At 44.4% G+C, this 23928-nt stretch carries 21 protein-coding genes and 1 tRNA gene; 15 read left to right on the top strand and 7 right to left on the bottom strand.

Annotated features, from left to right (window positions below; all coding sequences use genetic code 11):
- Positions 1-33: 33 nt before the first annotated feature.
- A complete protein-coding gene (locus ACP4IT_RS04330) occupies positions 34-1509 on the top strand; it encodes an MDR family MFS transporter (RefSeq protein ID WP_011668243.1) in 1476 nt (491 codons plus the stop codon).
- Positions 1510-1582: 73 nt separating this feature from the next.
- A complete protein-coding gene (locus ACP4IT_RS04325) occupies positions 1583-1909 on the top strand; it encodes a DUF960 domain-containing protein (protein ID WP_011668242.1) in 327 nt (108 codons plus the stop codon).
- A gap of 47 nt (positions 1910-1956) precedes the next feature.
- Here the strand turns inward: ACP4IT_RS04325 and ACP4IT_RS04320 are convergent, their stop codons facing one another.
- Positions 1957-2604, bottom strand: a complete 648-nt coding sequence (locus tag ACP4IT_RS04320) for a deoxynucleoside kinase (protein WP_011668241.1) — start codon at positions 2602-2604, stop codon at positions 1957-1959.
- A gap of 153 nt (positions 2605-2757) precedes the next feature.
- On the opposite strand from ACP4IT_RS04320, the gene ACP4IT_RS04315 reads away from it, so the two are divergent.
- Complete coding sequence (locus ACP4IT_RS04315; protein ID WP_011668240.1) at positions 2758-3528, top strand: Cof-type HAD-IIB family hydrolase; 771 nt, start codon at positions 2758-2760, stop codon at positions 3526-3528.
- A 54-nt stretch (positions 3529-3582) separates the two neighbouring features.
- On the opposite strand, the gene pgmB is transcribed toward ACP4IT_RS04315, so the two are convergent.
- The 3 genes from pgmB to ACP4IT_RS04300 form a co-directional block, all read right to left on the bottom strand.
- Positions 3583-4254: a beta-phosphoglucomutase gene (gene pgmB / locus ACP4IT_RS04310; RefSeq protein ID WP_011668239.1), complete on the bottom strand. Its 672-nt coding sequence runs from the start codon at positions 4252-4254 to the stop codon at positions 3583-3585.
- Positions 4255-4266: 12 nt separating this feature from the next.
- The gene (locus ACP4IT_RS04305; protein WP_011668238.1) at positions 4267-6981 is read right to left on the bottom strand and encodes a glycoside hydrolase family 65 protein; all 2715 of its coding nucleotides are present in this window, start codon (positions 6979-6981) and stop codon (positions 4267-4269) included.
- Positions 6982-7200: 219 nt separating this feature from the next.
- On the bottom strand, positions 7201-8163 hold the full coding sequence (locus tag ACP4IT_RS04300) for a 2-hydroxyacid dehydrogenase family protein (RefSeq protein WP_011668237.1): 963 nt from the start codon (positions 8161-8163) through the stop codon (positions 7201-7203).
- Positions 8164-8312: 149 nt separating this feature from the next.
- Between ACP4IT_RS04300 and ACP4IT_RS04295 the strand changes: the two genes are divergently transcribed.
- Entirely contained in the window at positions 8313-8558 is a 246-nt protein-coding gene (locus ACP4IT_RS04295) for a hypothetical protein (protein ID WP_011668236.1), read from the top strand.
- 308 nt (positions 8559-8866) lie between these two features.
- Positions 8867-9547 carry a CPBP family intramembrane glutamic endopeptidase gene (locus ACP4IT_RS04290; protein WP_011668235.1) on the top strand — a complete coding sequence of 227 codons (681 nt, stop codon included), beginning with the start codon at positions 8867-8869 and terminating at the stop codon, positions 9545-9547.
- Positions 9548-9598: 51 nt separating this feature from the next.
- Here the strand turns inward: ACP4IT_RS04290 and ACP4IT_RS04285 are convergent, their stop codons facing one another.
- Complete coding sequence (locus ACP4IT_RS04285; protein ID WP_011668234.1) at positions 9599-10075, bottom strand: MarR family winged helix-turn-helix transcriptional regulator; 477 nt, start codon at positions 10073-10075, stop codon at positions 9599-9601.
- Between the two features lie 555 nt (positions 10076-10630).
- Between ACP4IT_RS04285 and ACP4IT_RS04280 the strand changes: the two genes are divergently transcribed.
- The 8 genes from ACP4IT_RS04280 (at position 10631) to ACP4IT_RS04245 (ending at position 19198) form a co-directional block, all read left to right on the top strand.
- The gene (locus ACP4IT_RS04280; RefSeq protein ID WP_015473929.1) at positions 10631-11149 is read left to right on the top strand and encodes a VanZ family protein; all 519 of its coding nucleotides are present in this window, start codon (positions 10631-10633) and stop codon (positions 11147-11149) included.
- Positions 11140-11433 carry a heavy metal-binding domain-containing protein gene (locus ACP4IT_RS04275; RefSeq protein WP_011668232.1) on the top strand — a complete coding sequence of 98 codons (294 nt, stop codon included), beginning with the start codon at positions 11140-11142 and terminating at the stop codon, positions 11431-11433. Before ACP4IT_RS04280 ends, ACP4IT_RS04275 begins: the two co-directional genes overlap by 10 nt.
- 52 nt (positions 11434-11485) lie before the next feature.
- Positions 11486-11569, top strand: a tRNA-Leu gene (locus ACP4IT_RS04270).
- 277 nt (positions 11570-11846) lie between these two features.
- On the top strand, positions 11847-12245 hold the full coding sequence (locus ACP4IT_RS04265; RefSeq protein WP_259030819.1) for a transposase: 399 nt from the start codon (positions 11847-11849) through the stop codon (positions 12243-12245).
- Entirely contained in the window at positions 12245-13141 is an 897-nt protein-coding gene (locus tag ACP4IT_RS04260; protein WP_015473802.1) for an IS3 family transposase, read from the top strand. The genes ACP4IT_RS04265 and ACP4IT_RS04260 overlap by 1 nt, the downstream gene beginning before the upstream one ends.
- 268 nt (positions 13142-13409) lie before the next feature.
- Complete coding sequence (locus ACP4IT_RS04255) at positions 13410-15857, top strand: ATP-binding cassette domain-containing protein (RefSeq protein WP_225350038.1); 2448 nt, start codon at positions 13410-13412, stop codon at positions 15855-15857.
- 735 nt (positions 15858-16592) lie between these two features.
- Complete coding sequence (locus ACP4IT_RS04250; protein WP_011668228.1) at positions 16593-16844, top strand: hypothetical protein; 252 nt, start codon at positions 16593-16595, stop codon at positions 16842-16844.
- A gap of 551 nt (positions 16845-17395) precedes the next feature.
- Positions 17396-19198, top strand: a complete 1803-nt coding sequence (locus ACP4IT_RS04245) for a cell surface protein (protein WP_226769676.1) — start codon at positions 17396-17398, stop codon at positions 19196-19198.
- Positions 19199-19345: 147 nt separating this feature from the next.
- Here ACP4IT_RS04245 and ACP4IT_RS04240 read toward each other — a convergent pair whose 3' ends face one another.
- Positions 19346-19582: a hypothetical protein gene (locus ACP4IT_RS04240; protein ID WP_011668226.1), complete on the bottom strand. Its 237-nt coding sequence runs from the start codon at positions 19580-19582 to the stop codon at positions 19346-19348.
- Between the two features lie 69 nt (positions 19583-19651).
- Positions 19652-21061 carry a C69 family dipeptidase gene (locus ACP4IT_RS04235; protein WP_011668225.1) on the bottom strand — a complete coding sequence of 470 codons (1410 nt, stop codon included), beginning with the start codon at positions 21059-21061 and terminating at the stop codon, positions 19652-19654.
- 138 nt (positions 21062-21199) lie between these two features.
- Between ACP4IT_RS04235 and ACP4IT_RS04230 the strand changes: the two genes are divergently transcribed.
- The gene (locus tag ACP4IT_RS04230) at positions 21200-21898 is read left to right on the top strand and encodes a Crp/Fnr family transcriptional regulator (RefSeq protein WP_011668224.1); all 699 of its coding nucleotides are present in this window, start codon (positions 21200-21202) and stop codon (positions 21896-21898) included.
- A gap of 143 nt (positions 21899-22041) precedes the next feature.
- Positions 22042-23925, top strand: coding sequence for an asparagine synthase (glutamine-hydrolyzing) (gene asnB, locus ACP4IT_RS04225; protein ID WP_011668223.1), 1884 nt, complete (start codon positions 22042-22044; stop codon positions 23923-23925).
- Positions 23926-23928: the final 3 nt, after the last annotated feature.

Raw genomic sequence — 23928 nt, 5'->3', positions numbered from 1 at the left:
GTTGAGTGGTGGGGCCAACGTTAGGAGGAAATTATGGTTAAGAAACAAACTAACGTTGGTGTTGTAACGGGTGCTGTTTTTGTAGCGACATTTATGTCAGCAATTGAAGGAACAATCGTTTCAACGGCCATGCCCACCATTGTTGGTGACCTGCATGGGGTTGCCTTGATGAACTGGGTATTTTCTATTTTTCTGCTGACTAGTGCATTGGCAACGCCAATCTATGGCAAGTTAGCGGATACGGTCGGTCGAAAGCTTGTCTTTCTAGTCGGTCTATTTGTGTTCATTTTAGGCTCAACCTTGTCCGGAATGTCGCAATCAATGGAGACATTAATTGCTTGGCGAGCTCTTCAAGGGATTGGTGCGGGTGCCATTATGCCAGTCTCTTTTACGATCTTAGCGGATATTTATCCCGTTGAACAACGGGCCCGTGTGATGGGCCTGAACGGGTCTGCTTGGGGCATTGCTGCCGTTGTGGCCCCACTATTAGGGGGCTTCATCGTTGATCAACTTAGCTGGCACTGGATCTTTTTCATTAATATTCCAATTGGGATTATCACGATGCTATTGATTTGGTTTTTCCTGAATGAATCAACGCAGCGGAAACCCTTTATGATGGACTGGGCAGGGTGCTTATGGCTATCGGTTGGGCTATTAGCGTTGATGTTAACCTTCCAGTTGTTGAGTGAGAGTAACTTAGGGATCGTCTGGATTATAGCTGGCTTTCTGGTCACGATTGTGGCGTTTTGGCTATTTTTACGACGGGAGCAACGCACCGATGACCCGTTGATTCCATTAGCCCTTTTTCGGAATCGAACGTTTGTCATTCAAAACTTAATTGCGGCCTTATTAAGTGGTTTTATCATGGGATTTGAAGTCTATTTACCGACGTGGACGCAAGGCCTATTAGGTCTGTTGGCGTCACAGGCGGGGTTTGCTATTACACCCAGTTCACTGATGTGGATTGTCGGGTCCTTTATCGCTGGTAAGCTTCTTATGCGGCGCTCGCCTAATCAAATTGTTAATATTGCCCTGACGCTGGTTCTAATTGGTGCTGTAACAATGGCTTTATTGCCAGCAAATACGCCGTTTTGGTGTTTCTTTGTGATTGCTGCAATCTGTGGTACTGGTTTTGGGATTACCATTACGACCACTACGGTGACGGTACAGAGTCAGGTGCCTGTCGATGAGGTTGGTGTGGCAACGTCATTTAATACTTTATCGCGGACATTAGGGCAAACGGTGATGGTCTCACTGTTCGGCATCATCATGAATGTCGAGATGGCCCGCGGGGTGGCGCAACACCCCAAAACAACGATGGCGATGATGAATCAACTGATTAATCCGCAGACGGCTAAGGACTTGCCTCAGGCGCTCTTGCCGACGCTTCACGGTATTTTATACCAAGGACTGCATGTCATCTTTATTGCGGGTGCTGGATTGATTGTGATATCGTTCATGGTAAATTGGCTTGATCGTAAGAATACTCAGCGGGTTACTGAGCATTAAGAGCTAAATTATTCCCGTTTTAAACTAAGTTACGGTATAATAGCTATAAATAACGGTAGATGGAGGCGATAAGATGTTTGAAAGTAATCATGCCCGCTATGCGAGTTACGGCACGGTGGCGGCCTTACCAGGTGAGATGATTGATGCTGTTTGGCAGATTATTGATGACGACCTCCAGGGACTTTTCCCGTTGGCAAATTTGCTAACATTTAAGTTGCATAATAACCAAGGACAAACGACTTTTGAATACGTCCAAACTGATGATGACCAAGAGGTGACATTGCGAGCCGGATTTGACACACAGTTCGGGTACACTCCTGAATTGCCGGCTACAGTTTTGGCGTATGATGATGGTGATAGTCAGATTATTTTATTACCATCTGAAACGGCTGAACACTAAAAAAGAACTGTGAAATCTATGATGATTTCACAGCTCTTTTTTTATGTTTAAACGGCCGTGCTAGTACGAAGACCTTTTAAAGCATCATCGATTTGCCCCAAAACAAGTTCTGTATTACCGGGAACATCAAGGTCGTATTTTTGAAGGTCAATTTTGATCTTAGGACTAACGTCGTAATCTGCGAACCAGCCTTGATAAGCAGTCCACATCTTTTTATAGTAAGATTCTAGTTCAGGATTATTGTCAAATTGTTCGTAATCCCGACCACGTTTCTTGATCCGATGTAAGATTGTATCAAAGTCAGCGTCTGCGTAGACTAACAAATCAGGTGCCTTTTTAGGTAACTCATTGAGTTCATTCATCATGTTGTCTAACAGATTCAAATAAACTTCTAGTTCTGTATCTGTGATGTTACCTTCGGCGTTATTCTCCCGCGTGAAGAGGGCGTCTTCGTAAATTGAACGGTCTAAGACGTTGTTGTCATCGGCCAGTGCACGTTTGATCATGCTAAAACGCTTATTTAAAAAGTAAATTTGCAGTAAGAAGCCGTATTGTTTGGGATCTCGGTAGTAAAGTGGTAAAACCGGGTTATCGCCAACCGGTTCAAAAAATGCTTGCGTACCTAAATGCGATGCAATCTTTCCAGTAAGTGTTGTTTTACCAACACCAATCATTCCTGCTGTAATTATCACCATGATAGCCCCTCTTTTAAATAGAAATACAAGATATAGTGTACCATAAAATTGCCAACTACTACATTTGCTGAGCAAAAAAATTTCGCCATTTCGTAAACTTTGGTCATTGTTGTATAATGAATCTGTCAAAACCAGTGAACTAGGAGGCTAATTATGTATCAAGCCATCGTCTTTTTTGATCTGGATAGCACGCTATTTGACGATAACAAGCACGTCTTACCGGCAAGTGTCGCAGCCATTCATGAAATGCAACAACATCATATTCTACCAGTTATTGCCACAGGAAGAAACATCTTTGAGATACAATATGTTTTGGACGGTACTGGAATTGATTCCGTAGTCGGTGCTAATGGCAGTTATGTACAGTATCAAGGTCAGCGATTAGCCGCAGCGGTAATTGCGCCCAAGTTATTGACAGCAGTAACAGCATTTGCGCAACGCCAGCATGATCCGATTGCGTACTATACGAGTCAGGGCTTCCGTTTGAGTCAGGCCAATGCTGATACGACAGAAAACTTTCAGTTGTTACGGCTGCATCCGATCGTTGATCCAGCGTGGTATGCAACTCAGCAAATTAACTTTTTAAATGTATTTAATCGCGACCATGACCAGCTTTATCAAGAGAAGTTTTCAGGCCAGTTAACTTTTGTGCGAAATAATCCACGGTGTTTGGATACGATGGTCAATGGCGTGACGAAGCAGTCAGGGATTCGAACCTTAATTCAACAGGCCGGACTACAGGGGATTAAGACTTATGCCTTTGGGGATGGGTATAATGACCTGCAAATGTTTGACGAAGTTGATGTTCCTATTTCGATGGGGAATGGGGTGGCTGCTGCTAAAGAAAAAGCAGCATATGTGACTACTACAAATACCACGGATGGAATTGTTCGCGGACTTCGCCACTTTGGTTTAATTCAATAGAACACACAAAAAGGGACTGAGCGATTTGCTCAATCCCTTTTTGTATTGATGAATTTAGTCTAACTTAGCCGCAATGTTGGCTAAGGTCACATCGGCCGTGTCCGCAAAGACCATATCCGCGGCACCTAATTCGGTGGCATCACCAATGCCTAAGGAAATTTCACCGGCGGCATTAATCGCGGCCACACCAGCAGCGGCATCTTCAACGCCGATACATTGTTCGGGTGGCAAGTTTAATAGCTCAGCCCCTTTGGTATAGATCTCAGGATCTGGCTTACCATGAGTTAAACTAGCTGGGTCGACAATCTTTGGGAAGTAGTCGGCCAATTCCAACTTAGCTAATACGCGGGGGGCGTTCTTAGAAGCAGAGGCCAATGAGAGCTGGTAGCCTTTGGCGCGTAGATCATCAAGAAAAGCTTTCATCCCTGGTAAAATATTAGCGGGCGTCATCTTGTCGACTTCAGCGACATAGTTGGTGTTTTTCTGAGTGGCTAACTGCTCTTTTTCAGCCTGGGTATAGTCGTTTTCCTTACCACCAGCCTTCAGAATCATTTCCAAGGAATCCATGCGACTAATCCCTTTAAGACCATTGCCCAGTTCATCACTCCAAGTAACACCTAGGGAATCGGCGAGCTGATGCCAGGCCTTACCATGAAGAATGGAAGTATCCGTAATCACACCGTCGAGATCAAAAACAAATCCTTTAATATCAGAAAACTTTGTCATGCTAAGCACTCCTTAATAAGTTATGGTGGTTGAAACGTGTGGTTTTAGTGAAACAGATTGTTGCTGAATTTGAAGGGTGGTTGCCTGGTCGGCCGTCACGGTAATGTGGTGATGGTCAATGCTAAAGGCATAGGTGATGCCACGAATGCATTGCTTAAACGCAATGGCTGTCCAAGCATGGGGCAGGCGAGGGGCAACCGTCAGGTGATCGGCTAGCGCATCGACCCCGGCATAATACCGCATAGTCATTAACGTTACCGCCCCCATGACGCCTAGGTGAATACCTTCGGCTGTTGTCCCGCCTTGAATGTCGTAGTAATCGGACAACAGTGCTTGAGAATAGAATTGCCAAGAACGATCCAAGTGCCCTGCCATCGCCGTTAATGCGGCGTAGACAACCCGCGATAGGGTAGACCCATGGGTTGTTCGATCCAAATAGAATTGTAGATTCTTAGTTAACGCACCTGTGGGAAGCTGGTAACCCAATTGCTGAAGCAGCGTCATGACCTGTGGAACATCTAAGTTGTAGAAAATCATAAGGGCATCGGCTTGCTTAGCCACTTGGTAGGCATCAGGCGTCTTTCCTTCGGCCTTCAAGATGCGATCCATTCGGGAAATATCTCCGTATTTTTGCCGATACTTCTGGAAATCTAACTGGGGAAGCTTGAAGTAACCAGCAAATTGCCCGATAATGCCGTCCTCGTTAATGTCGAGTTTCAAGTGCTGGGCAACGTCTGCAAATTGGTCGAGAATTTGCGGAGTCACGCCCGTTTTCTGGTCAATGGCTGCCAATTGGTCGGGTTGGCACTGCTGCCGAAGGACCTTCAGTTCGCGAAATAACCAGGCAACCATTAGATTGGTGTATGCGTTATTGGCTAATCCTCGGCTGTGCGCGTTTGGATAGTTTTCGTGAAATTCATCCGGTCCCATGACTTGATCAATTGTGTATCGTTGATCGGGCGCATTCCGGTGGGCCTTACTGAGCCAAAATTGTGCAATTTCTTGCAGCATTTCTAAACCATATTGTACCAAGAAGGTATGGTCACCAGAAATTCGGTCATACATAATAACATTGTAAGCAACGGCTAATGACACGTGGCGTTGCAAAGATGAATAGTCGGGGTCCCACGTATTGGTCAGGGGATTCAAGTGAACTACCTGGGACTGTTCATCTCCAGTTGCACCGGACTGCCATGGGAACATGGCACCAGCAAATCCGGCCTCATGGGCGTTCTTTTTGGCAGCGGGTAGCCGACGATAACGATACATCAGCAGTTGCCGCACAAGTTGCGGATCATATAGTGTCAGTAGCGGCAGGTCAAACATTTCGTCCCAAAAGACATGTCCCCGATAGGCTTCACCGTCTAGCCCACGGGCGTTAATTGAGGCATCAATTTTACCAGAAGCGATGGCCTGCGTTGCTGAGAATAGATGGTACAGATTGACTCGGATTAATTTTTGGGCTGTCATATCACCCGAGAGTTGAATATCCGCAATATCCCAGCGATGTTGCCAATAAGTGGTGCTACTCTTATGCGTATTCTCAAAACTGGCCTGGGCCAAATCGGCTTGCGTTGCAGCTAAAAGGTCACCAGTTGTTTCGCGAGCGGTATAGAGCACAATATTTTTTTCAAACGTATAGGTGTGTTGGGGTTGAACGTCAAGCGACTGCATCTGGCGCACTTGTTGATCGGCGTCTGGGCGATCATGGTTTTGCGGGGTGAGCGCCGTTCCTGGACCAGTTAATCGGGACCCTAGAACGAACTTGACAGCTGAGGTAGTTGTTTGCCCCTCTAAGAACATTGAGTCGGTTTGCTGACTGGTTCCTGTGATGCGTAAATGTCGTTGATTAAAGGCATTATAGCGGTCGACATTCGCATTGATTACCCGACCATCAATCGCAGAGTAAATTTGCAGACTTCCCGCAAAATTTAAAGGAGTGATCCGGTATTGGATGGCTAAACGGTGCCAATCTTTGAAGTTAGCCAGTTTTTTAGTTTCAATTCGGAGGGCATGACCGGTAGGGAGTTGGACAAGCATGGTGGTGGTTAGCGTCCCAGTATGCAGATCAAGACTACGATAAATATCTTGGATATCAGCAGCCTTAATCTGAAAAGGATTTTGATGATCAACACCAAAGGATAAGGCCTGAGCGTTAGGTAAGTTAACCAAGTCTTCATTTGTTACGTTGCGACCATTGAGATTGGTGGTTAACTGGTCATACAGGCCAGCCGTATACATGCCCGGATAATTGTCGGCATCGGCGTGAGCTTCTGTATAAGCACCACGAAGCCCGATAAAACCGTTGCCGACGGTGAGCATAGCCTCTTGACCATAGTTACGTTTACCTTGGTACTGACCATAATAGTCAAGGTGCCAGGTTAAATAGTCGCGTTTAGCGGTCAGTGCAGCGGTGAGTCCTTGTTGCTGCACGGCTTGGGAACTGACAGCGGGAACATTTAACATGTTGGTAATCGCGAGGCCTAAATCAATCCGTTGGTGATTAATGCCCACCACGGTATCTGAAAATGGGTAACTGAGTGCATTATCAATTACGGCGGCATCGACGTCTAAACCAGCTAATTTCAACCGCAAATTCTCAAGGTTTTCGCCAATAGTTTGATCAGAATTGTAGGCGATCGTAAAACGTCGCCGTTCATCGGGATTAGTGGGTTGGTAGCTGACGGCTAAAGCGTCATCCAAGACATGCAATGAAATTAAGTTCAATTTGAGATCATCCTTTCTGCTAAATGATAGCGTATTCTTTCAAGACTAATCTTAGGCTACCCAGATTGAATAAGCAATTAATTCTTCCGATTTTGGTTAAAATAATTTTGTTGATAAAGGTTGATTTGACAATATTGCAACCGATTGCAGTATTTGTAGTCATCACGCCTTTGATCCATAAAAAAACACTCAAGCTGTGAACTTGAGTGTTACTGACGTTTAAGGGTTAACAATGTATAAGGGGGCCTGTCCCTGATCCACGCGAACCGCATTCTTGGCAACAATCGTAGCCATAGCGTCACGTGCTTCCACGGTTGCGTTACCAACGTGGGGCGTTAAAATGACATTGTCCAATGCTTTGAAGCCGGCGTCAACGTGCGGTTCGGCTTCATAAACATCCAAAGCAGCGCCAGCTAACTGTCCCTGTTGGAGAGCTGTCAACAGGGCGGCTTCATCGATAATGGAACCTCGGGCCGCATTAATTAAATAAGCGGAATCTTTCATGGCCTTAAATTCGGCAGCTCCTAATAAATGATGCGTCTCTGGCGTGAAAGGACAATGAATGGTTAAAATGTCACTTTGCGCAACTAAGTCAGTTAATGGCACCTGTTGGGCATGTAAGGCCTGCGCGGTGGTCGCATCGAGAGGATGGCGTTGCGTGTAGATAATTTTCATATCAAAAGCAGCTAAGCGTTTGGCGACTGCCTGCCCAATTTGGCCCATACCGAGAATGCCCAAAGTCTTGCCCGCTAGTTCATGACCCAAGAAGAATAGGGGTGACCAGCCATCAAACCCTTGATCGCGCATCAATCGGTCACCCTCAACAAGGCGGTGAGTTAAAGCGATGATGAGACCGGCAGTCACCTCAGCGGTTGAGACAGTCGAGACTTTCGGGGTGTTCGTCACGGGAATTTGTCGTGACCGGGCATAGTCGGCATCAATATTATTGAAACCGGCGCCATAATTTGCAATCAACTTTAGTTGTGGATCGGCATCAATGATGTCACGATCGACCTGAGTGGATAGTGGGGTAATCAGATAATCCTTACCCACAACACGTTTTAACAATTCAGCCTTGGTGATCAGGCCGTGGCCATTATAGCAATCTACGTCTAAGTTGGCTTGGCGCAAGATGTTTAGCGCCGCCTGAGGAATGGGGGCAGTTACGAGAACACTGGTCATATGAGTCACTCCTTCAGTTAAATTTAAAAGACACCTTCATTGTAATCGTTTCCAGTTAGGAATACAGCTATTAGCCGAATTTACTTCGATAATTTGAAGAAACGTGGTAACATTTGTACATGATTACTTAACGAAGGGGCATTCTGGCTGTGAAAATTTTAACGTCATTGTTGATGGTTTTACTAACTGGTGGTCTGATTGGCGGTACCTTGTGGGGGATGCTCACGTGGAACGTGGCTTTTGGCTGGGATATCATGATTGGTTTAACGGGATTGATCGTTAGTACGCTCGTTAATCTTGGTCTGTACTGGTTTTTATGGCCCCGATCGCCAATACTTTTAGAGGATGAGACGGCCGTTGGTGATGAGGAAGCACAAAAAAAGCCATTACGATAAGTCGCAATGGCCAAAGAGTAAGGTTACAACATAATTGGGGGATTATGTTGTAAAAAATTTCATCTACTTTGGGGGAGTAAAATGAAATCTGTCTGTTGAATGAGGACAGAAGCCTCACGCATAAGTTGAAGGTTAGTTCAAACTCATCCGCAACTTTATAGTAACGTATTTATTAAGAAATTGCTATTAAAAAGTAAATATTTTGGTGAAGGTATTTAATGAGACGGTTGATCGTTCAGCCATGAGGCGATTAGAGAACTTTGAACCGGTTAGTTAAGCGAGGAAACAATGCTGAGAGGGTGGACAAGGTGACACAACAACGGATTAAAATAGGTGGCTTTGGCAGTTGGCTATGGGTTATCGGGATGGTGATTCTAATATCGGTGGTTCAATTGCCATTGCTACAATTAAATCATGGCTCATTGTTGCATCGTGTTTTATGGAGTGGTATTTATCTGGCTGGGTTTGTGATCACGGCCCTGATTGGTTTTTGGCGCTATCGCCAGATTCATCCAGTTAATTGGCAACGGTTGACTGGGCAAGATTGGGTACAAATGGTCAAAGGCTATGGGTTTATCATCTTGTCAGAGTTTATTTTAAGTGGTTTGACTAGTGTGCTGTACCATCAAACTAGTACGGCGAACAATCAAGCCATTGGGACTTTGATGGGGCGGAGTAGTTTAACGATGATTCTACTGAGTTTGACGGCAGTATTGGGGTCACCAATTATCGAGGAGTTAACCTTTCGGGGGCTGTTAATTGATGGCTGTTTTGCCCCCAGATCTTTCTGGTTATCAATTGTTGTGAGCGGGATTGCTTTTTCGATTCCCCATGCCAGTTCTAATCCAATCAGTTGGCTTTTATATGCGGTAATGGGAGGAACCCTGGCCTATGTGTATCGGCGAACGGGTAAATTACAGAGTAGCATCCTACTTCACGGGTTTAATAACCTAGTTGCAGTGGGACTCATGTTATTGACACTTAAATAGTAAAAAGACAGCACTGACAATATCGTCCGTGCTGTCTTTTTATAAAAAATATTAATCTTGATCGACTTGTTTAGCAATCATGCGCTCTTGGCTGACGTGGTCTAACTGTGACTTCACGGTGACCAGTTCAGTCATCATTTGATCAATTTCTTTGTCGGACATTCCCAACAACGTTTGGCATTGACCGATACGCGTATAAACCTCGTCACGCTTAGCCGCTGCCATGTCGGTCAAGTGAATTAGCACTTGGCGTTCATCAGTTTGGCTTCGGACTCGAGTAACCCAACCTTGTTTTTCTAATCGTTTCAGAAGCGGGGTCAGGGTTCCACTATCAAGTTCCAAACGGTCCCCTAATTGGTGGACGGTTAATGGCGCATCCTCCCAAAGAACCAGCATGGCAATGTATTGCGGATAGGTTAACCCAAAAGGTGCCAAGGCACTCTGGTAGAAATGATTAAACTTTTTGCTAGCAGAATAGATGGAGAAGCAGAGTTGTTCGTCTAGCAAAATCGGTGTCACTTTAGTCATGGCACAGACCTCCTTTTAAATGACTTTCAGAGTATTGTATACAATTGAATTGTTGTTTACAAGTAAAAACCATTAAGGTTATTTTTCCTTAATGTGTTTAGGTAAATTCATTGTGATGAGATGGCCGGACATATCAGCCATATCGAGAACTTGGGGACATTGTAATTTAATGACCAGCTGATATAACAGACAGTAATCATGTTCGATTGTGACGAAGCACAATACCAAAATAATATTACAATTGCCAATAGCTTAGATACTTAATCGTATAACCATAAGTATAGCAGAACTTTAATAAATTTAAAGCCTGTTTAGTGAAGAACTTATAAGAAAGTGGCTAGATACAAGTTTAAACGGCGGCCTAATAATCACAATGTGAAATGTTATCTAATGATAAAACCACCATTTTTAGTATTGTGTAACCGCTTAGCTTGCTGTGCAAGTAGACTTTTAAAATAGTTCATCTGAGGGCAGAAAACAAACTGATATATTGCAAATATGGGATTGTTCCTGATAAACGGAGTCGGTATACTAGAGGACAAGGGGATGAAGTGAGTGAGATGGTTATTTTACATTGTGGTTAGCCTACTTTGGGGTAGCCTAATTGTGCGCGCGCTTTTTAACCGACAGTATCGACGTTGTTGGTGGTGGTTGGGCTGGTGGTTATTAACAACCTTAACGTGGACACCAGTCACGCTGAACTTTGGGAGTGCGGTTGGTGGAATTACGACTCATTGGTGGGCTGGTGGCATTTGGGTAATACGTCCCTTACAACCAGCAAGTGTTGATACATCCTTTTGGCTGAATATTGTCATGACCGTGCCACAAGGCGGACTATTAGCCTGGAACTGGCCGCGGTTGCGTTGGCCCCAATGGGTGTTAGCGGGGATACTCACAGGGCTAACCTTAGAAGCCGGTCAAGCGCTGGGAAATTGGTTACTTGGTCTGGGAAGATGGGTTGATGTAAATGATGTCTTAACCAATGCCACCGGAATAGTGATTGGTGCAATTCTATTTTGGTGTTGGCGTCAATGGCAGCAAAAAATGAAAGGGCGTGGCAGTAAATGTTTATGACGACGGGTGGTTTGAATCGAACGCATGCCATTCAAGGAATTTTAACGGCGACGGCTAGCACAATGTTACGGTCGGAAAAGCCAGATGAATTTTCTCTGTTTGACGGATTATTTGAAGAGGTTAAGCAGCAGTTAATGAAGCAAGCACAAGAGAATCAAGCGGATGGGCTAATCGAAGTGCGGTTTAATACCGAAGTCGTACGTATGAATGTAGCACCTAAATTTTTAGTCGTTCACGGGTATGGCACAGCGGTGAGGTTTCCAGACGTAAAAAAAACTGAATAAAGGGCTTCCCTTTTATGCAGTCTTAGTGTAATATATTATTTGTTGTTGAGTTGCCCCGATGGCGGAACTGGCAGACGCGCAGCGTTCAGGTCGCTGTTTGAGAGATCAAGTACAGGTTCGAATCCTGCTCGGGGCATAATAGTAATAAAAGAGGAACACTGCTAAATCAACGTTTAGCGGTGTTCTTTTTTACAATCAAAAAACGAAAAGCTTAGAAGCATTGAAGTGCTTCATAATTGTTAGACAAAGAAGTCTAACGATTGTGAGGTACTTTTTTCATGGTTAAATATAATTCTGTTTTAAAAGCCCAAATTATAAATGAACATCTCAACGACGGTACTTCCGGAGCGGAACTAGCAAGAAACCATCAATTACCCAAGCGATAAGTTAATCGGTGGCTTCAACAGTATCGTTTGAACGGCATTGAAACACTTAAGCGGCACAAAACTAAGCGTAAGTTCTCGGCAGAATTCAAATGGAATGTGATAAACTACTACCAAACTCATGATGAGTCTTTAGCCGAAGTTGCCGGAAAATACAATGTTTTAGCCTGTCAAATCTGTACTTGGCGAAAAACGTTTATTCGAGACGGCTACTCTGGTTTAGGACCCCATCCCAAAGGTAGGCCAACTAAAATGAAACGTTCTAAAAAACAGATTCGTCAATTAGAAAAACAAAGTGAACTTGAGCGTTTACGAAACGAACTCGCCAAAAAGAATCAAGAACTCTATGCCACAAAATTGGAGAATGATATCTTAAAAAAATCAATGACCCTGTTCGGACCTTCAAAGGACGTCAAAAAACCGAAATAGTGGATCAGATCAGGGCGGATCAAGTCAAGCTACCTAAGAACCAACGTTATAAAATTGGCGACATACTTAGTGCCATTGGTCTTAAGAAAGCCACGTATCATGATGAACGTAAACGAATCAAAAATCATACTGATAAATATGCCGACATCAAAATAAAAGTCAAAAAGATCACTGAAGATGGTAAGTGCCGCGGTCGGTTAACCTACGGTTACCGGCGGGTTCAAGATGAACTAATTAAGCTTGATGTCCATATCGCAGATGCGGTTGTCCGCCGACTAATGGCTGAATTGGGCGTACAAGTGAGTCTTTATAATCGGCACAAGAACGGTAAGTATTCCTCCTATAAGGGTACCATTGGTAAAGTCGCTGAAAACCTCTTGGAACAAAACTTTAACCAAGCCAAGCCTTATACGGTACTCCATACAGATGTTACGCAAATTCGCTTAGGGAACCACAAATGGGCTTATATCTCAGCGATCACCGACGAGGCCAGTAAGGAAATCCTAGCGTTTCAAATTAGCAACAGTCCCAATCGTATTCTAATAACTAAGACCGTTGATGAGCTGATCAGTAAGTTACCAAGTAATGTCCAACCCATCATTCATTCCGATCAAGGATGGCATTACCAATTAGATTACTACATGAAAAAATTATCCGAACATGAATTCATTCAAAGTATGTCCCGTAAGGGAAACTGTCATGATAATGCTCCAATTGAAAGCTTTTTTCACCTTTATAAGACCGAATGCCTGACTGGATTCCCACCCTGTAAAGATTTAGCCGAACTAAAAGCAGTTTCCTTAGAATATGTTAATTGGTTCAATTACCAACGAATCTCATCAAAAACAAAAGGTATGTCCCCGTGTGAATATCGAGAACATACCTTAGCAGCGTAATAAATATTTACTTTTGTCTAACTTTTATGTTGCACTTCACATTTGCCTTTTAGTACGGGACTTTCCGTTAGCTTAATAAAGCTATTACGGATACTTTTAAATCTGCTTTCGGTCAGCAAGTTAAGCAGAGAACTGCGGGACTCCCTCTTTTTGATTCGTGGTATAGTGAAGGGTATCAGTGTAGTTAAGAAAGGGGTTATGAGTAGTGGCAACTCAGTTACCAGCAGAAATTAAAGTGCGTGGCGCACGGGTGAATAATTTAAAAAATATGGACGTCGACGTCCCACTCAATGAGTTCGTGGCGATTACCGGACGCAGCGGCTCTGGAAAATCATCATTGGCGATGGGCGTCTTATATGCGGAAGGAGCGCGCCGCTACCTTAACGCATTATCAACCTTCACCCGGCGGCGGATCAATCAAATGGGGAAGGCAGCTGTGGATTCAGTCGAATATTTACCATCAGCCTTAGCGTTACGGCAACGCCCACAAGTTCCAGGAGTCCGGTCCACAGTCGGCACGATGTCCGAAAGTTTAAATATTCTGCGACTCGTTTTTTCTCGGTTGGGATCGCCAGTTTGTCCTAACGGGCATCAAGTGCCACCAACCCTAGATGCCGCTGAGAATGATGGCTACGTAGTCTGTCCAACTTGTGGCGTTCGTTTCCGTGCACCAGGAGCAGAGGATTTTGCTTTTAATTCAGATGGGGCTTGTCCAACCTGTGGTGGTTTGGGAGAAGTTCGCCAGTTAGATGCCAGTTTGTTAATCGCTGATGACACGCTAACCTTACGGCAGGGGGCTGTGGCATCTTGGCATTTACCTGGCCGAAATTTCATGCCAACGGTGGCGGATGCGATTGGAATTCCAATCGATGTGCCGTATCGGGAATTGAGTGCGGCGGACAAACAGCGCGTTTTACATGGTGCCAAGCAAACCGTTGCCGTGAATATTCCCAGTAGCAAAGGCAAAATTTTTCACATGGATAATGCTGTTTATGAAAATGCCTTTGCAGCGGTTGAAGATAGTCTAGCGACAACTAAAAATGAACGAACAATAGCGAAGCTTAACAAATTTTATACGTTTGACACTTGTCCGACCTGTCAAGGCACACGTCTCAATCCGGAACGATTAAAACAGCAGCTCAATGGGCGTAATCTGGCAGAAGTGTGTGACTTGCCAATTAACCAGTTACGTACTTTTGCCAACACGGTGGTGGCGTGGTTACCTCCTACCATGCAATCGATGGGGACGGAGTTGATTGACGAGTTGCTAGCTAGTCTACAGCCCCTCGTTGATTTGGGGTTAGATTACTTGACGTTAAGTCGACCAGGAGCCACGTTGTCAACGGGTGAACTTCAGCGTATTCAACTGGGCAGAACGTTGCGAAGCGCAACGACGGGAGTTCTGTACGTCCTGGATGAACCGTCTGTTGGACTACATCCGGCTAACGTGACGGGGCTTATTAAGGCCTTCCATGAGTTGGTTGCTCAGGGAAATTCAGTGGTGGTCGTGGATCATGACACCCGGATCATTAGTGCGGCAGATCATGTCATTGAAATTGGTCCCCAAGCAGGTAAGTTGGGCGGTACAGTTGTGGATCAAGGAACGGTTGCTGAGATCAAAAGCAGTGCGCAATCGTTAATTGCACCATTTTTAACGGGACGAGCACAGTTACGGGAACGCCCTACGCTGAGTTCAACTGACTTATGGGCCAAGGGGCGGCTGGCTATTGAGGTAGCGGACCGATTTAATATCAACGATGTGTCAGTGGCCTTTCCTAAGAACCGGTTGACCACGGTGACGGGGATGAGTGGTGCTGGAAAAACAACGTTAGTCCTAGACAGTTTGATTCCAGCAATTGAGGCTGAGGTTGCGCATCACCCGTTGCCAACCCATGTTCGCCAGCTTGAACGGGGGAAGATTCGCCATATCGTGACGGTTGACTCAGTTCCCGTGGGTAAGAATGTGCGCTCAACGGTGGCAACCTATACAGATATGCTAGATCATTTACGCAAATTATTTGCGGCAACGCCGGCGGCCCAAGCACATGGATATACGAATAGCCGGTTTTCATACAATGTTAAAGCAGGGGCCTGTCCACTGTGTAATGGAACCGGTCAAATCTCATTAGATGTGCAGTACTTACCGGATATTACCGAAGTTTGTCCGCAATGCCAAGGGCAGCGGTACAATCGTGAGACCCTAGCGGTGAAGTGGCAAGGATATAGTATTGCCGATATTTTAGCCTTGTCCGTGGATGAAGCCTTGCCAATTTTTGCGACAGAAAAGGCGATCAGCCAGACCTTGCAGGCGCTCCACGATATGGGGCTGGGCTATCTATTATTAGGAGAAAGCACCCCCGCTTTATCGGGAGGCGAAGCTCAGCGATTAAAATTGGTATCACGAATTGGTAAACGACAAAACGGCACTTTGTTTATTTTTGATGAGCCGACGGTGGGTCTACATCCCTTAGATATCCAACAACTGGTAAAGGTCTTCGATCAACTCATTTCACAGGGAGCCACCGTGATTGCCATTGAACACGATCTTGACTTGATTGCCAATGCTGATTATGTGATTGATATGGGGCCCGGCGGCGGAATTAATGGCGGCCAGGTAGTGGCTGTGGGAACGCCTAGCCAAATTAGTGCGAATCCAGCTAGTGTTACGGGACGCTATTTAAAAGAAGAATTACATCTGTTTGCGCAGCAGGTATAGGAGATTTAGGTAACTAATAGTATAAATGAGAGGGAGTGCTTGGTGTAAGCCATTGAGAGCATTCCCTTTTTGAATTCAGGTAAGGGTAATGCTGATAAACCGGAGATTATTGAGGAAAATATTCTCAGACTTGAAGTTCGCTGCAAATGAGATAGTATATAATGCAAGTGGGGGGATGCGTGTGAGTTATAGTAGACCATTCTATCGTGTGGTCGCATTTGTTCTTGGTCTGATGTTGTTAGTGATCCCTTTGACAGCACAATATTCTAATTTCGCGATCCCCGCTATTATCTTGGGGCTAGTATATGTATATTATATGTGGGTGGTTTCGTTGTTGCATAAGCGAGCCAGGGTATTTATTAGACTCTTTATCCATTTGATCTATACCACAATTGCGGTTAGAACGATGTACATTGCTTGTGATCATATTTTTATGATGCATAATCTCATTAGCTGGATTGACATGCTATTTGCATTGGTTGCTTTTGGTATTTTTGGGATTAAGACGATTATAATTTTTGTCAATAATTATGATGATATTATTAGTCTGCTGCATTAGACTAGCTGTTAAAAATGAATTACTTCTTAAGGATGAACGAAATTGATTGGAGTCAGTTTCGCTCATTTTTTACATAAAAATTTGCTTGAGCCCGCTTAATTGTCAAAACACCGAAAATGTTCGTTATTTCAACGATTTTTAGTTGTATAATGGTGTTAATTATAGGGGGTGCTGATATGGGTAAAGAAGCAAATGAACTAGCCAAATCGGTTGTAAGTGCGGTCTTGAGTGAGCTACGTCGGTACAAAAAGAAAGATCCCAATAAGGCATTTATGTTATTAGACTTAGCGGGAAACATGGTTACAGAGATTAGAAGTTGTGGGCCGTTAATTGCGTGTGAGTTGTTAAAAAACGATGGAGTAGAGTATATGAAATTATATAGTCCTAGTACCGTTAATTTTGAGATTCGAGAAGTAAAGAACAATTAGTCTGACTTATATCGAGATGTAATACCAATACGATCTACCAGACTAATGCTAATTTTAGATGGTTGTTATATTAGCTCTGCTTACTTTAAGCGGGGCTTTTTGACGTCTTTCTCACATCTAAATAAGTTAGTGGAGATTCATGGCTAGATGTTGATTTTAAAATAAAAAAGTTCTAGTGACTATAGATAGCATCTGGTTAAAATTTATCGAGAAATGCGTTTAACGATGAAATAATTCGTTTATGAAATATATTAAGGCAACAGATTATGCGAAATGTGTAACTCTCAGTAACTATATTAGTCAATCCCAAATAGCCTTTGGGAACCCAATGAAAGTTAAAATACCGTCCAATATCATTTAAACTGCTACAGTATTGTGTTAAAATGTTTTTATAGTATTAAGTATTGTAAGTGCTAATGTAAGCGGCATATATATATCAATGCTATTATAAAACGGACTAACTGGTAGACTATTAAAGCCATTAATAAATGATTGGAATTGGGTTCAATCATTTCTAATAAGACACAATAATTTTTAGGGAGGAGACCAATTTGAAGCTATCGACATCGCGATTGGTAATTTTACTACTAAGTTGTCTGATTTTCGGCTTTGGCATTATGAAGGGGCAGACGGCAGAAGCTAGTATTACGACATCTGGTAGTACGTATACGGTAACCTCGGGAGATGACTTGTTTAACTTGTTGACGAATAACAAGAATTACTGGTCATCCCAAAATGTTCCACCGACGGATCTGACAATCAAGGTGGCTAATACCATTACGTTACCGGGGTATGATGCGAGTTTATATAGTGGGCTGACCAATGTTAAGGTTGATTTTCAACAACACCAGTTCTATGCAGGAAATTACGTGGCGTCGCGAGTTCTAATTCCAAGAACGAGTTCGGCTCAATTAACCGTGGCCAACGTCAACAACACGAGTAATGCCACTACTAACCAGGTTACTGGAGTGCCAAACTCAGCTGGAACGGGGACAGCGACAGCTTATCTCAGTACCTACTACGGTATGTTGTTTTCATCAGATTTTGGGCTGTCGGGTGGCACGACCTCCTGCGCGGCACAAGTCACGTACGATAATGTTGTATATAATATGCCCAATAATTTGACCTACAATCAACCATTGTGCACCTACTTTGTACCAATCAATTTCACTGGAAAAAATAAAATTATCACTGCCGTCTCGGGACAACAAGTTGGTGAAATCGCAAATTTAAAGGTCAGTTCGGGAACCACTGAAATTATTGGTGGCGATGGAAGCAGTGGCTTAGCTGGTGGGATGTTTTATCCCTACTACAATAACTTGAATCAGGCTGACTTTCCGATTGATGTGGCAAAGGGAGCAACCTTGACGTTAACCAATAAAGATGCCAGGGCCCCCATGTTTGCATTTATTGGTATAGCCAATTCAGTAACAATTAATAATCAAGGAACCTTGAATTTAAACGCGACGAGTGCACAGACAACGTTATTTGGTTCGGGAACGAAAGGGGTAACCTTAAATGCTTCCGCACAGGCCAATACCAATATTAATACAGCCGGCGCAGCATTTAGTAATGACATGGGGACAACGAAGTTCATTGGTAATTTTGCCGACCAATCGCGTACAGTGCTTTCGTCCGCGACCTCTGTTTTTAAAAATTCAAGTGCTTGGAAAAACAATAGTTCCTTGAATGTTACGACTGGTGCTAAGATCGCGGCTTATAGTGGTGGTACCCAAACAGGTGGGTTAACCGACTCCAGCAGCCACTATATTCCGGTGACGTTTAATGGGGGGAGCATGGCTCAAGGCTTTTTAAAGCCAAGTGCTCCCAGTACGACGGACGATTATACCGGACTAGAACCGGCCGACTCGAAGTTTAATGCGGCTGGTAGTACCGTAAACTCTAATGACTTAACCAATGCCAATAATAAGGGGTTGCTTATTTCAGCGGAACTATTGGGGACTGACCTTGGTGCAGTCGATCAGTACAAGTGGGATTACAATATTGCGGACCTAAGTGAGCAGCCTACGTTACTACCGCGAACGACCGGAAACGATCTTTATTTTAGAGTGATTGATACACGGTCCGCGACGCCGTCTTTTTCGGTGATGGCAAGTTATACGCCAGCCGAAACACAGCCGTTTACCATGTGGTTTAAAAATGATCAGTCGGCGGTTCAGCTATCGCCAACCGATCAAACTGTGCTTAGTGCTGACCAGATGACGGCAGATAACGGGGTTTATACAAAAACTTTTGATGAGAACACCGGTTTGCTGCTTAGGGCTAGCATCGCTGCACGGGCCGGATCGTATACGGGGAAAGTAGTTTGGACCCTGGTAGATGGTGTTCACTAGGGAATGTGTTGAGTAGGCGTTGGTGATAATTGATCAACGCCTTTTTTGCGGGTTTAAAATTTAATTCATGAGGGCAACGACAAAAAAGACCCGCGATCTGTTTACCAATCGCGGGTCTTTAAAGGAGCTAAGATTCAAATGTGACAATTACAGTTTTTTAGAAACGGTATACCGTTTCGTCGTTGATGGCTCAGTAGAATTTGTGAGCTGTTGCTCCGCTAAAAAGATATCAAAGGACGGTTCACCATGCTCGTTTTTAACAACTAAAACATGGCCGGAATTATCGTGCCGTTCTTGATAGATTTGCGCCGTTTGCACGGCTTCGTGATAATCATGGAAATTACCAATTGAGTCACCAGGATTGAAAAGTACTACTTCATCCATTGTCATCATTCCTTTCAGGGCTAGCTGCTGATTTCATTATAGCGCATTCACTTGAAAAACAACACCAATTTACAAATCAGCATCCATGGTAAAAGATAATTTAGAGAGGTCACCGTTGGCCTGAATCAGCTTACCAATTTGAACTTGAATCTGGGCAAATGCAGCTGTGGCAGTTTCTTGATTGAAATGACCTAGCTCAGCGGCGGTGGGGGTAGTTTGCGTGTCACCTGTGCTTAACCGTTGAAAACCGGCAATTTGGGTTTCCTTTAGAAAATTGTCTAGTAGCTTACGGTTTTGATGATAGTGTGCTTCGCTTAAAACATCGAGTAATTTACCTGCCCAATAAGGATTTTGATTGTCATAGGCAGCGTTGTTTGCGGCATAGCTAGGGGCTAACTGATCACCAGCGGCATAGAATGGGACATACGGACTGAATGCCGGATTGCCCAAGCATTGCCAAATCACACCAGCTAAGGTTGGTGCGACGTTACGTCGCAGTTGCAGAATGTGTGAGTTCTGGGTTCGTGATAGACCAATTGCCCGAAATTGGTGACGTTCAGTTTCACTACCAGTTCCCAGTGGATCATAAGGGGTTTCTTGATAGTGTGATCCAAGGAAGGCTTCAACTTCGGGGATGCTAATTTTTTGTTCCGCCTGCCGAATAAAGGGGAGTTCCATACTGGTTGGCTCTTCAAAGGCACTGGGAGTGAAGCAACGATGACCGTACCACACCCGGGGCGTATTATAGTGTGCATCATCGGCCGTTTTGGTTCCGAAAATATGCCGGGAGTTAAAGCGACCGCCACCGGGATTTAGCCGGTGATGTTGAACAAATTGGCGAATACCAGCGGAAGTTAGGAAATCTTGTGGGCGATCAAAGTCAATATCCTCAATTGCTAATTGATTGGCGACAACAGCGTATGCATCGTCTGGAATTCGCTGGGCCACCCAGTGATGACCGCTAACGATTTCCATGTACCAGACTTCTTCGGTGTCACTGAAGAGCACACCGTTTGTTTCCGCAGCTCCCTGCTCACTAACTAGCTGACCTAGTCGCTTAACGCCAGCTTGAGCGGAGTCAATGTAAGGCAGCACAACAGTTAGCATGGCATCTTCAGCAATACCATTGCTGACTAAGGGGTCTACGCCAAGAACACGACTGTTCGTGTAGGCGCTTTCGGTGGCACTCATAGCAACATTTTTTTCGTTAATGCCGCTTTCTTCATAGTAACCTTCACTGGGATCGGTGTCGGGAACAGCGGTGTACTGATAAGTGGTTTGAGGAAGCCGAGTGGTGAACTGATTTCCTCGTGATACAAAAGGTTGTTCAGGAGACTCACCAGCGGGGTGGACAATTGCACGTTTAGGCCAGATAGCAACGAAGTTATCTTCATTACGGGCAATGATGGTGCTGCCATCTAAGGTTGCCATTTTCCCTGCCAAAAACGAGGTACAAGCTTGGTGTGTATGTCGAGACATTCAAGGTTCCTCCCTTTCAGAAATGAGACTGTGATTTATTACGAATACTATAGCACATTTCGCTAGTTTAAGACGTCTCTCACCGCTTCTTCATCAGAATTTGCTAAGATGGATGTATCAGAAAAAGGAGATGTCGTTATGGCACACACCCAACATCAGCATTCATTGACGCGAGAACTGGCGTGCATTAATCAAGTACCGATTTTTCAGCACTTATCAGATGAGCAGAAGGTGTCGGTTGCTCAGGTGACTCGCCCCGTTCATGCGGCCAAGGGTGAGACAGTGTTTGCGATGGGGGAGGTTTCCCAGACGCTGTACATTGTTAACACGGGCCAGGTACGGTTATATCATTTAGCTGCCGATGGGCATGAACAGGTTCTGCGAGTGTTGAATCCAGGGGACTTTGTGGGCGAAACGGCGTTGTTCACAGATGAAATTCACGCAAGCTTTGCTGCGGCAACGCAGACGGGTGAACTATGTACGATCTCACGGGCGGCACTGACTGCACTCGTGAAGACGTTGCCCCCCGTGGCATTAGCGTTGTTGCAGGCGTTGGCTGACCGGTTAAAAACAGCGGAACGTCAAGCAACCCTGTTAGCCATCCCAGATGCGTTACCCCGGTTAGCTGGCTACTTACAAGCCATCAGTGGGCGACAAGCAATCACGCTAACGTTACCGATGAGTAAACAAGATTTGGCTGCTTATTTGGGAATGACACCGGAGTCGTTAAGTCGGAAATTACGGCAATTGGCTAAGGCTGGTATTATCGAAACCGTCGGCCGACGTCAGATTGGGATTATTGCGCCTGAAAAGTTGGCGGAATTGGCGCCAGAATAGCGTTGAGCTTGTGGTTCTTTTAAGAATCCTTAATAATATGGTATTCCCGAAATAAATTTGCTAAAATGATGGGTGTTGTGTTTCATTGAAATAAATGAACGACTAATTAGGCTTAAGACTAAAATGAAAAAGGGGATACGCACATGTGTGGATTCGTTGGCTATGTGAATCAAAAGGATGTTCCGTCTACCACGATTAATGCGATGGCAGATCGGATCAAGCATCGGGGGCCCGATGATGAAGCTTTCTTTGAAGATGATCAGGCGGTTATGGGGTTCCGACGCTTATCAATCATTGATTTAGCTCATGGTAAGCAACCCATGTACAACCGAGATCAGACGAAAGTTTTGACCTTTAATGGCGAAATTTATAACTATCAAGAAATTCGAGAAGAATTAAAACAACTCGGTTACGAATTCCAAACGGACGTGGACTCAGAAGTCTTGATTCACGGTTACGATGCTTGGGGTCCTAAGCTGTTGGATCGCTTACGTGGGATGTATGCCTTTGTGATTTACGATAAGACGACCAATGAAGTATTTGGCGCACGTGATCATTTTGGAATCAAACCTCTATACTATTATGATGATGGGGACACTTTCCTGTGGGCCTCTGAAATCAAAGCTTTCTTGGAACATCCAAATTTCAAGAAGGAATTTAATGAAGCCTTACTCCCAATTCATCTGAGTTTTGAATTCATTCCTTCTCGGGATACGATGTTTAAAAATGTTTATAAAGTGCTACCGGGCCAATACTTTATTCACCATGCAAATGGCGAAACCGAGACGCACCGGTATTACAAATTCAATTACGATCACATTGACAACACCCAAACGGTTGAAGAAGATGCCAAGAAGATTCGGGGTATCGTTGATGAATCCGTTAAAGCCCATATGATTGCGGACGTGGAAGTCGGTAGTTTTTTATCCAGTGGGATTGATTCTTCATACGTGTTGAACGAGGCATCTAAGTTAAAGCCAATCCAGTCATTCTCTTTAGGATTTAAGGATTCTAAGTACAGTGAATTGAGCTGGTCAACAGAATTTGCCAAGGAAATCAAACAAAAGAATACGCCGCTCTACATGACGGGTGATGATTACTTCGATATCTTACCAACGATCATGTATTACATGGATGAACCCTTATCTAATCCATCGGCAATGCAGCTGTATTACTTGTCTAAGGGAACACGTGAATCCGTGAAGGTAGCCTTATCTGGTGAAGGAGCCGATGAATTCTTCGGTGGTTATAACACCTATCTGGAAGCTATTCCATTTGAACGCTATCAAAAATGGGTTCCAGGTGGCATTCGCAAGATGCTAGGGAGTATTGCTGAGAAGTTCCCTCGTTTCCACGGTCGGCGTTTCTTGGTTCGTGGGGCGCAGCCATTGAGTGAGCGGTACTACCGGGTTAACTATGTCTTCGACTTCCATGATCGTAATAAGATCTTGAAGAACCCGAGCTTGAATCAGGACGCTGGTGCTTATACCAAGCATTTGTTTGATGATGTGAAGGGGTTAGACGAAATGACCCAAATGCAATACTTCGACATCAACACGTGGTTACCTTACGACATTTTGCATAAGGCTGATCGCATGAGTATGGCGAACTCTCTAGAAGTTCGGACGCCATTAGTTGATAAAGAGGTGGCGAAGTTTGCGGCAACCATGCCGGTTAAGACGCGAATTCACACGGACGAAACCAAGGTCTCTTTGCGGACGGCGGCCGAAGCAGAACTGCCAGAACGGGTAGCTAAGAAGGAAAAGATGGGATTCCCATCTCCGATTGCGACTTGGATCAAGACAGAACCTTATAAGTCACGGATCATTGAGGCCTTCAACTCTGACGTGGCTAACAAGTTCTTCAATACGGATGCCTTAATGGATATCTTGCATGAGCACATCAATGGGAAGTCCAGTATGCAAAAGATCTTTACCATTTATACGTTTATCTTGTGGTACCAAGTTTACTTCCCAGAAGAGACGACGGCTAAAACGGTGGATCTAGTGCACCGGACGCAAGTTTAATAA

The organism is Levilactobacillus sp. LN180102 (genome assembly GCF_050106635.1).
In the GTDB taxonomy this organism is placed as follows: domain Bacteria; phylum Bacillota; class Bacilli; order Lactobacillales; family Lactobacillaceae; genus Levilactobacillus; species Levilactobacillus brevis.
The sequence above is the reverse complement of the archived record's forward strand: the minus strand, read 5'-3'. Positions and strand labels throughout refer to the sequence as shown.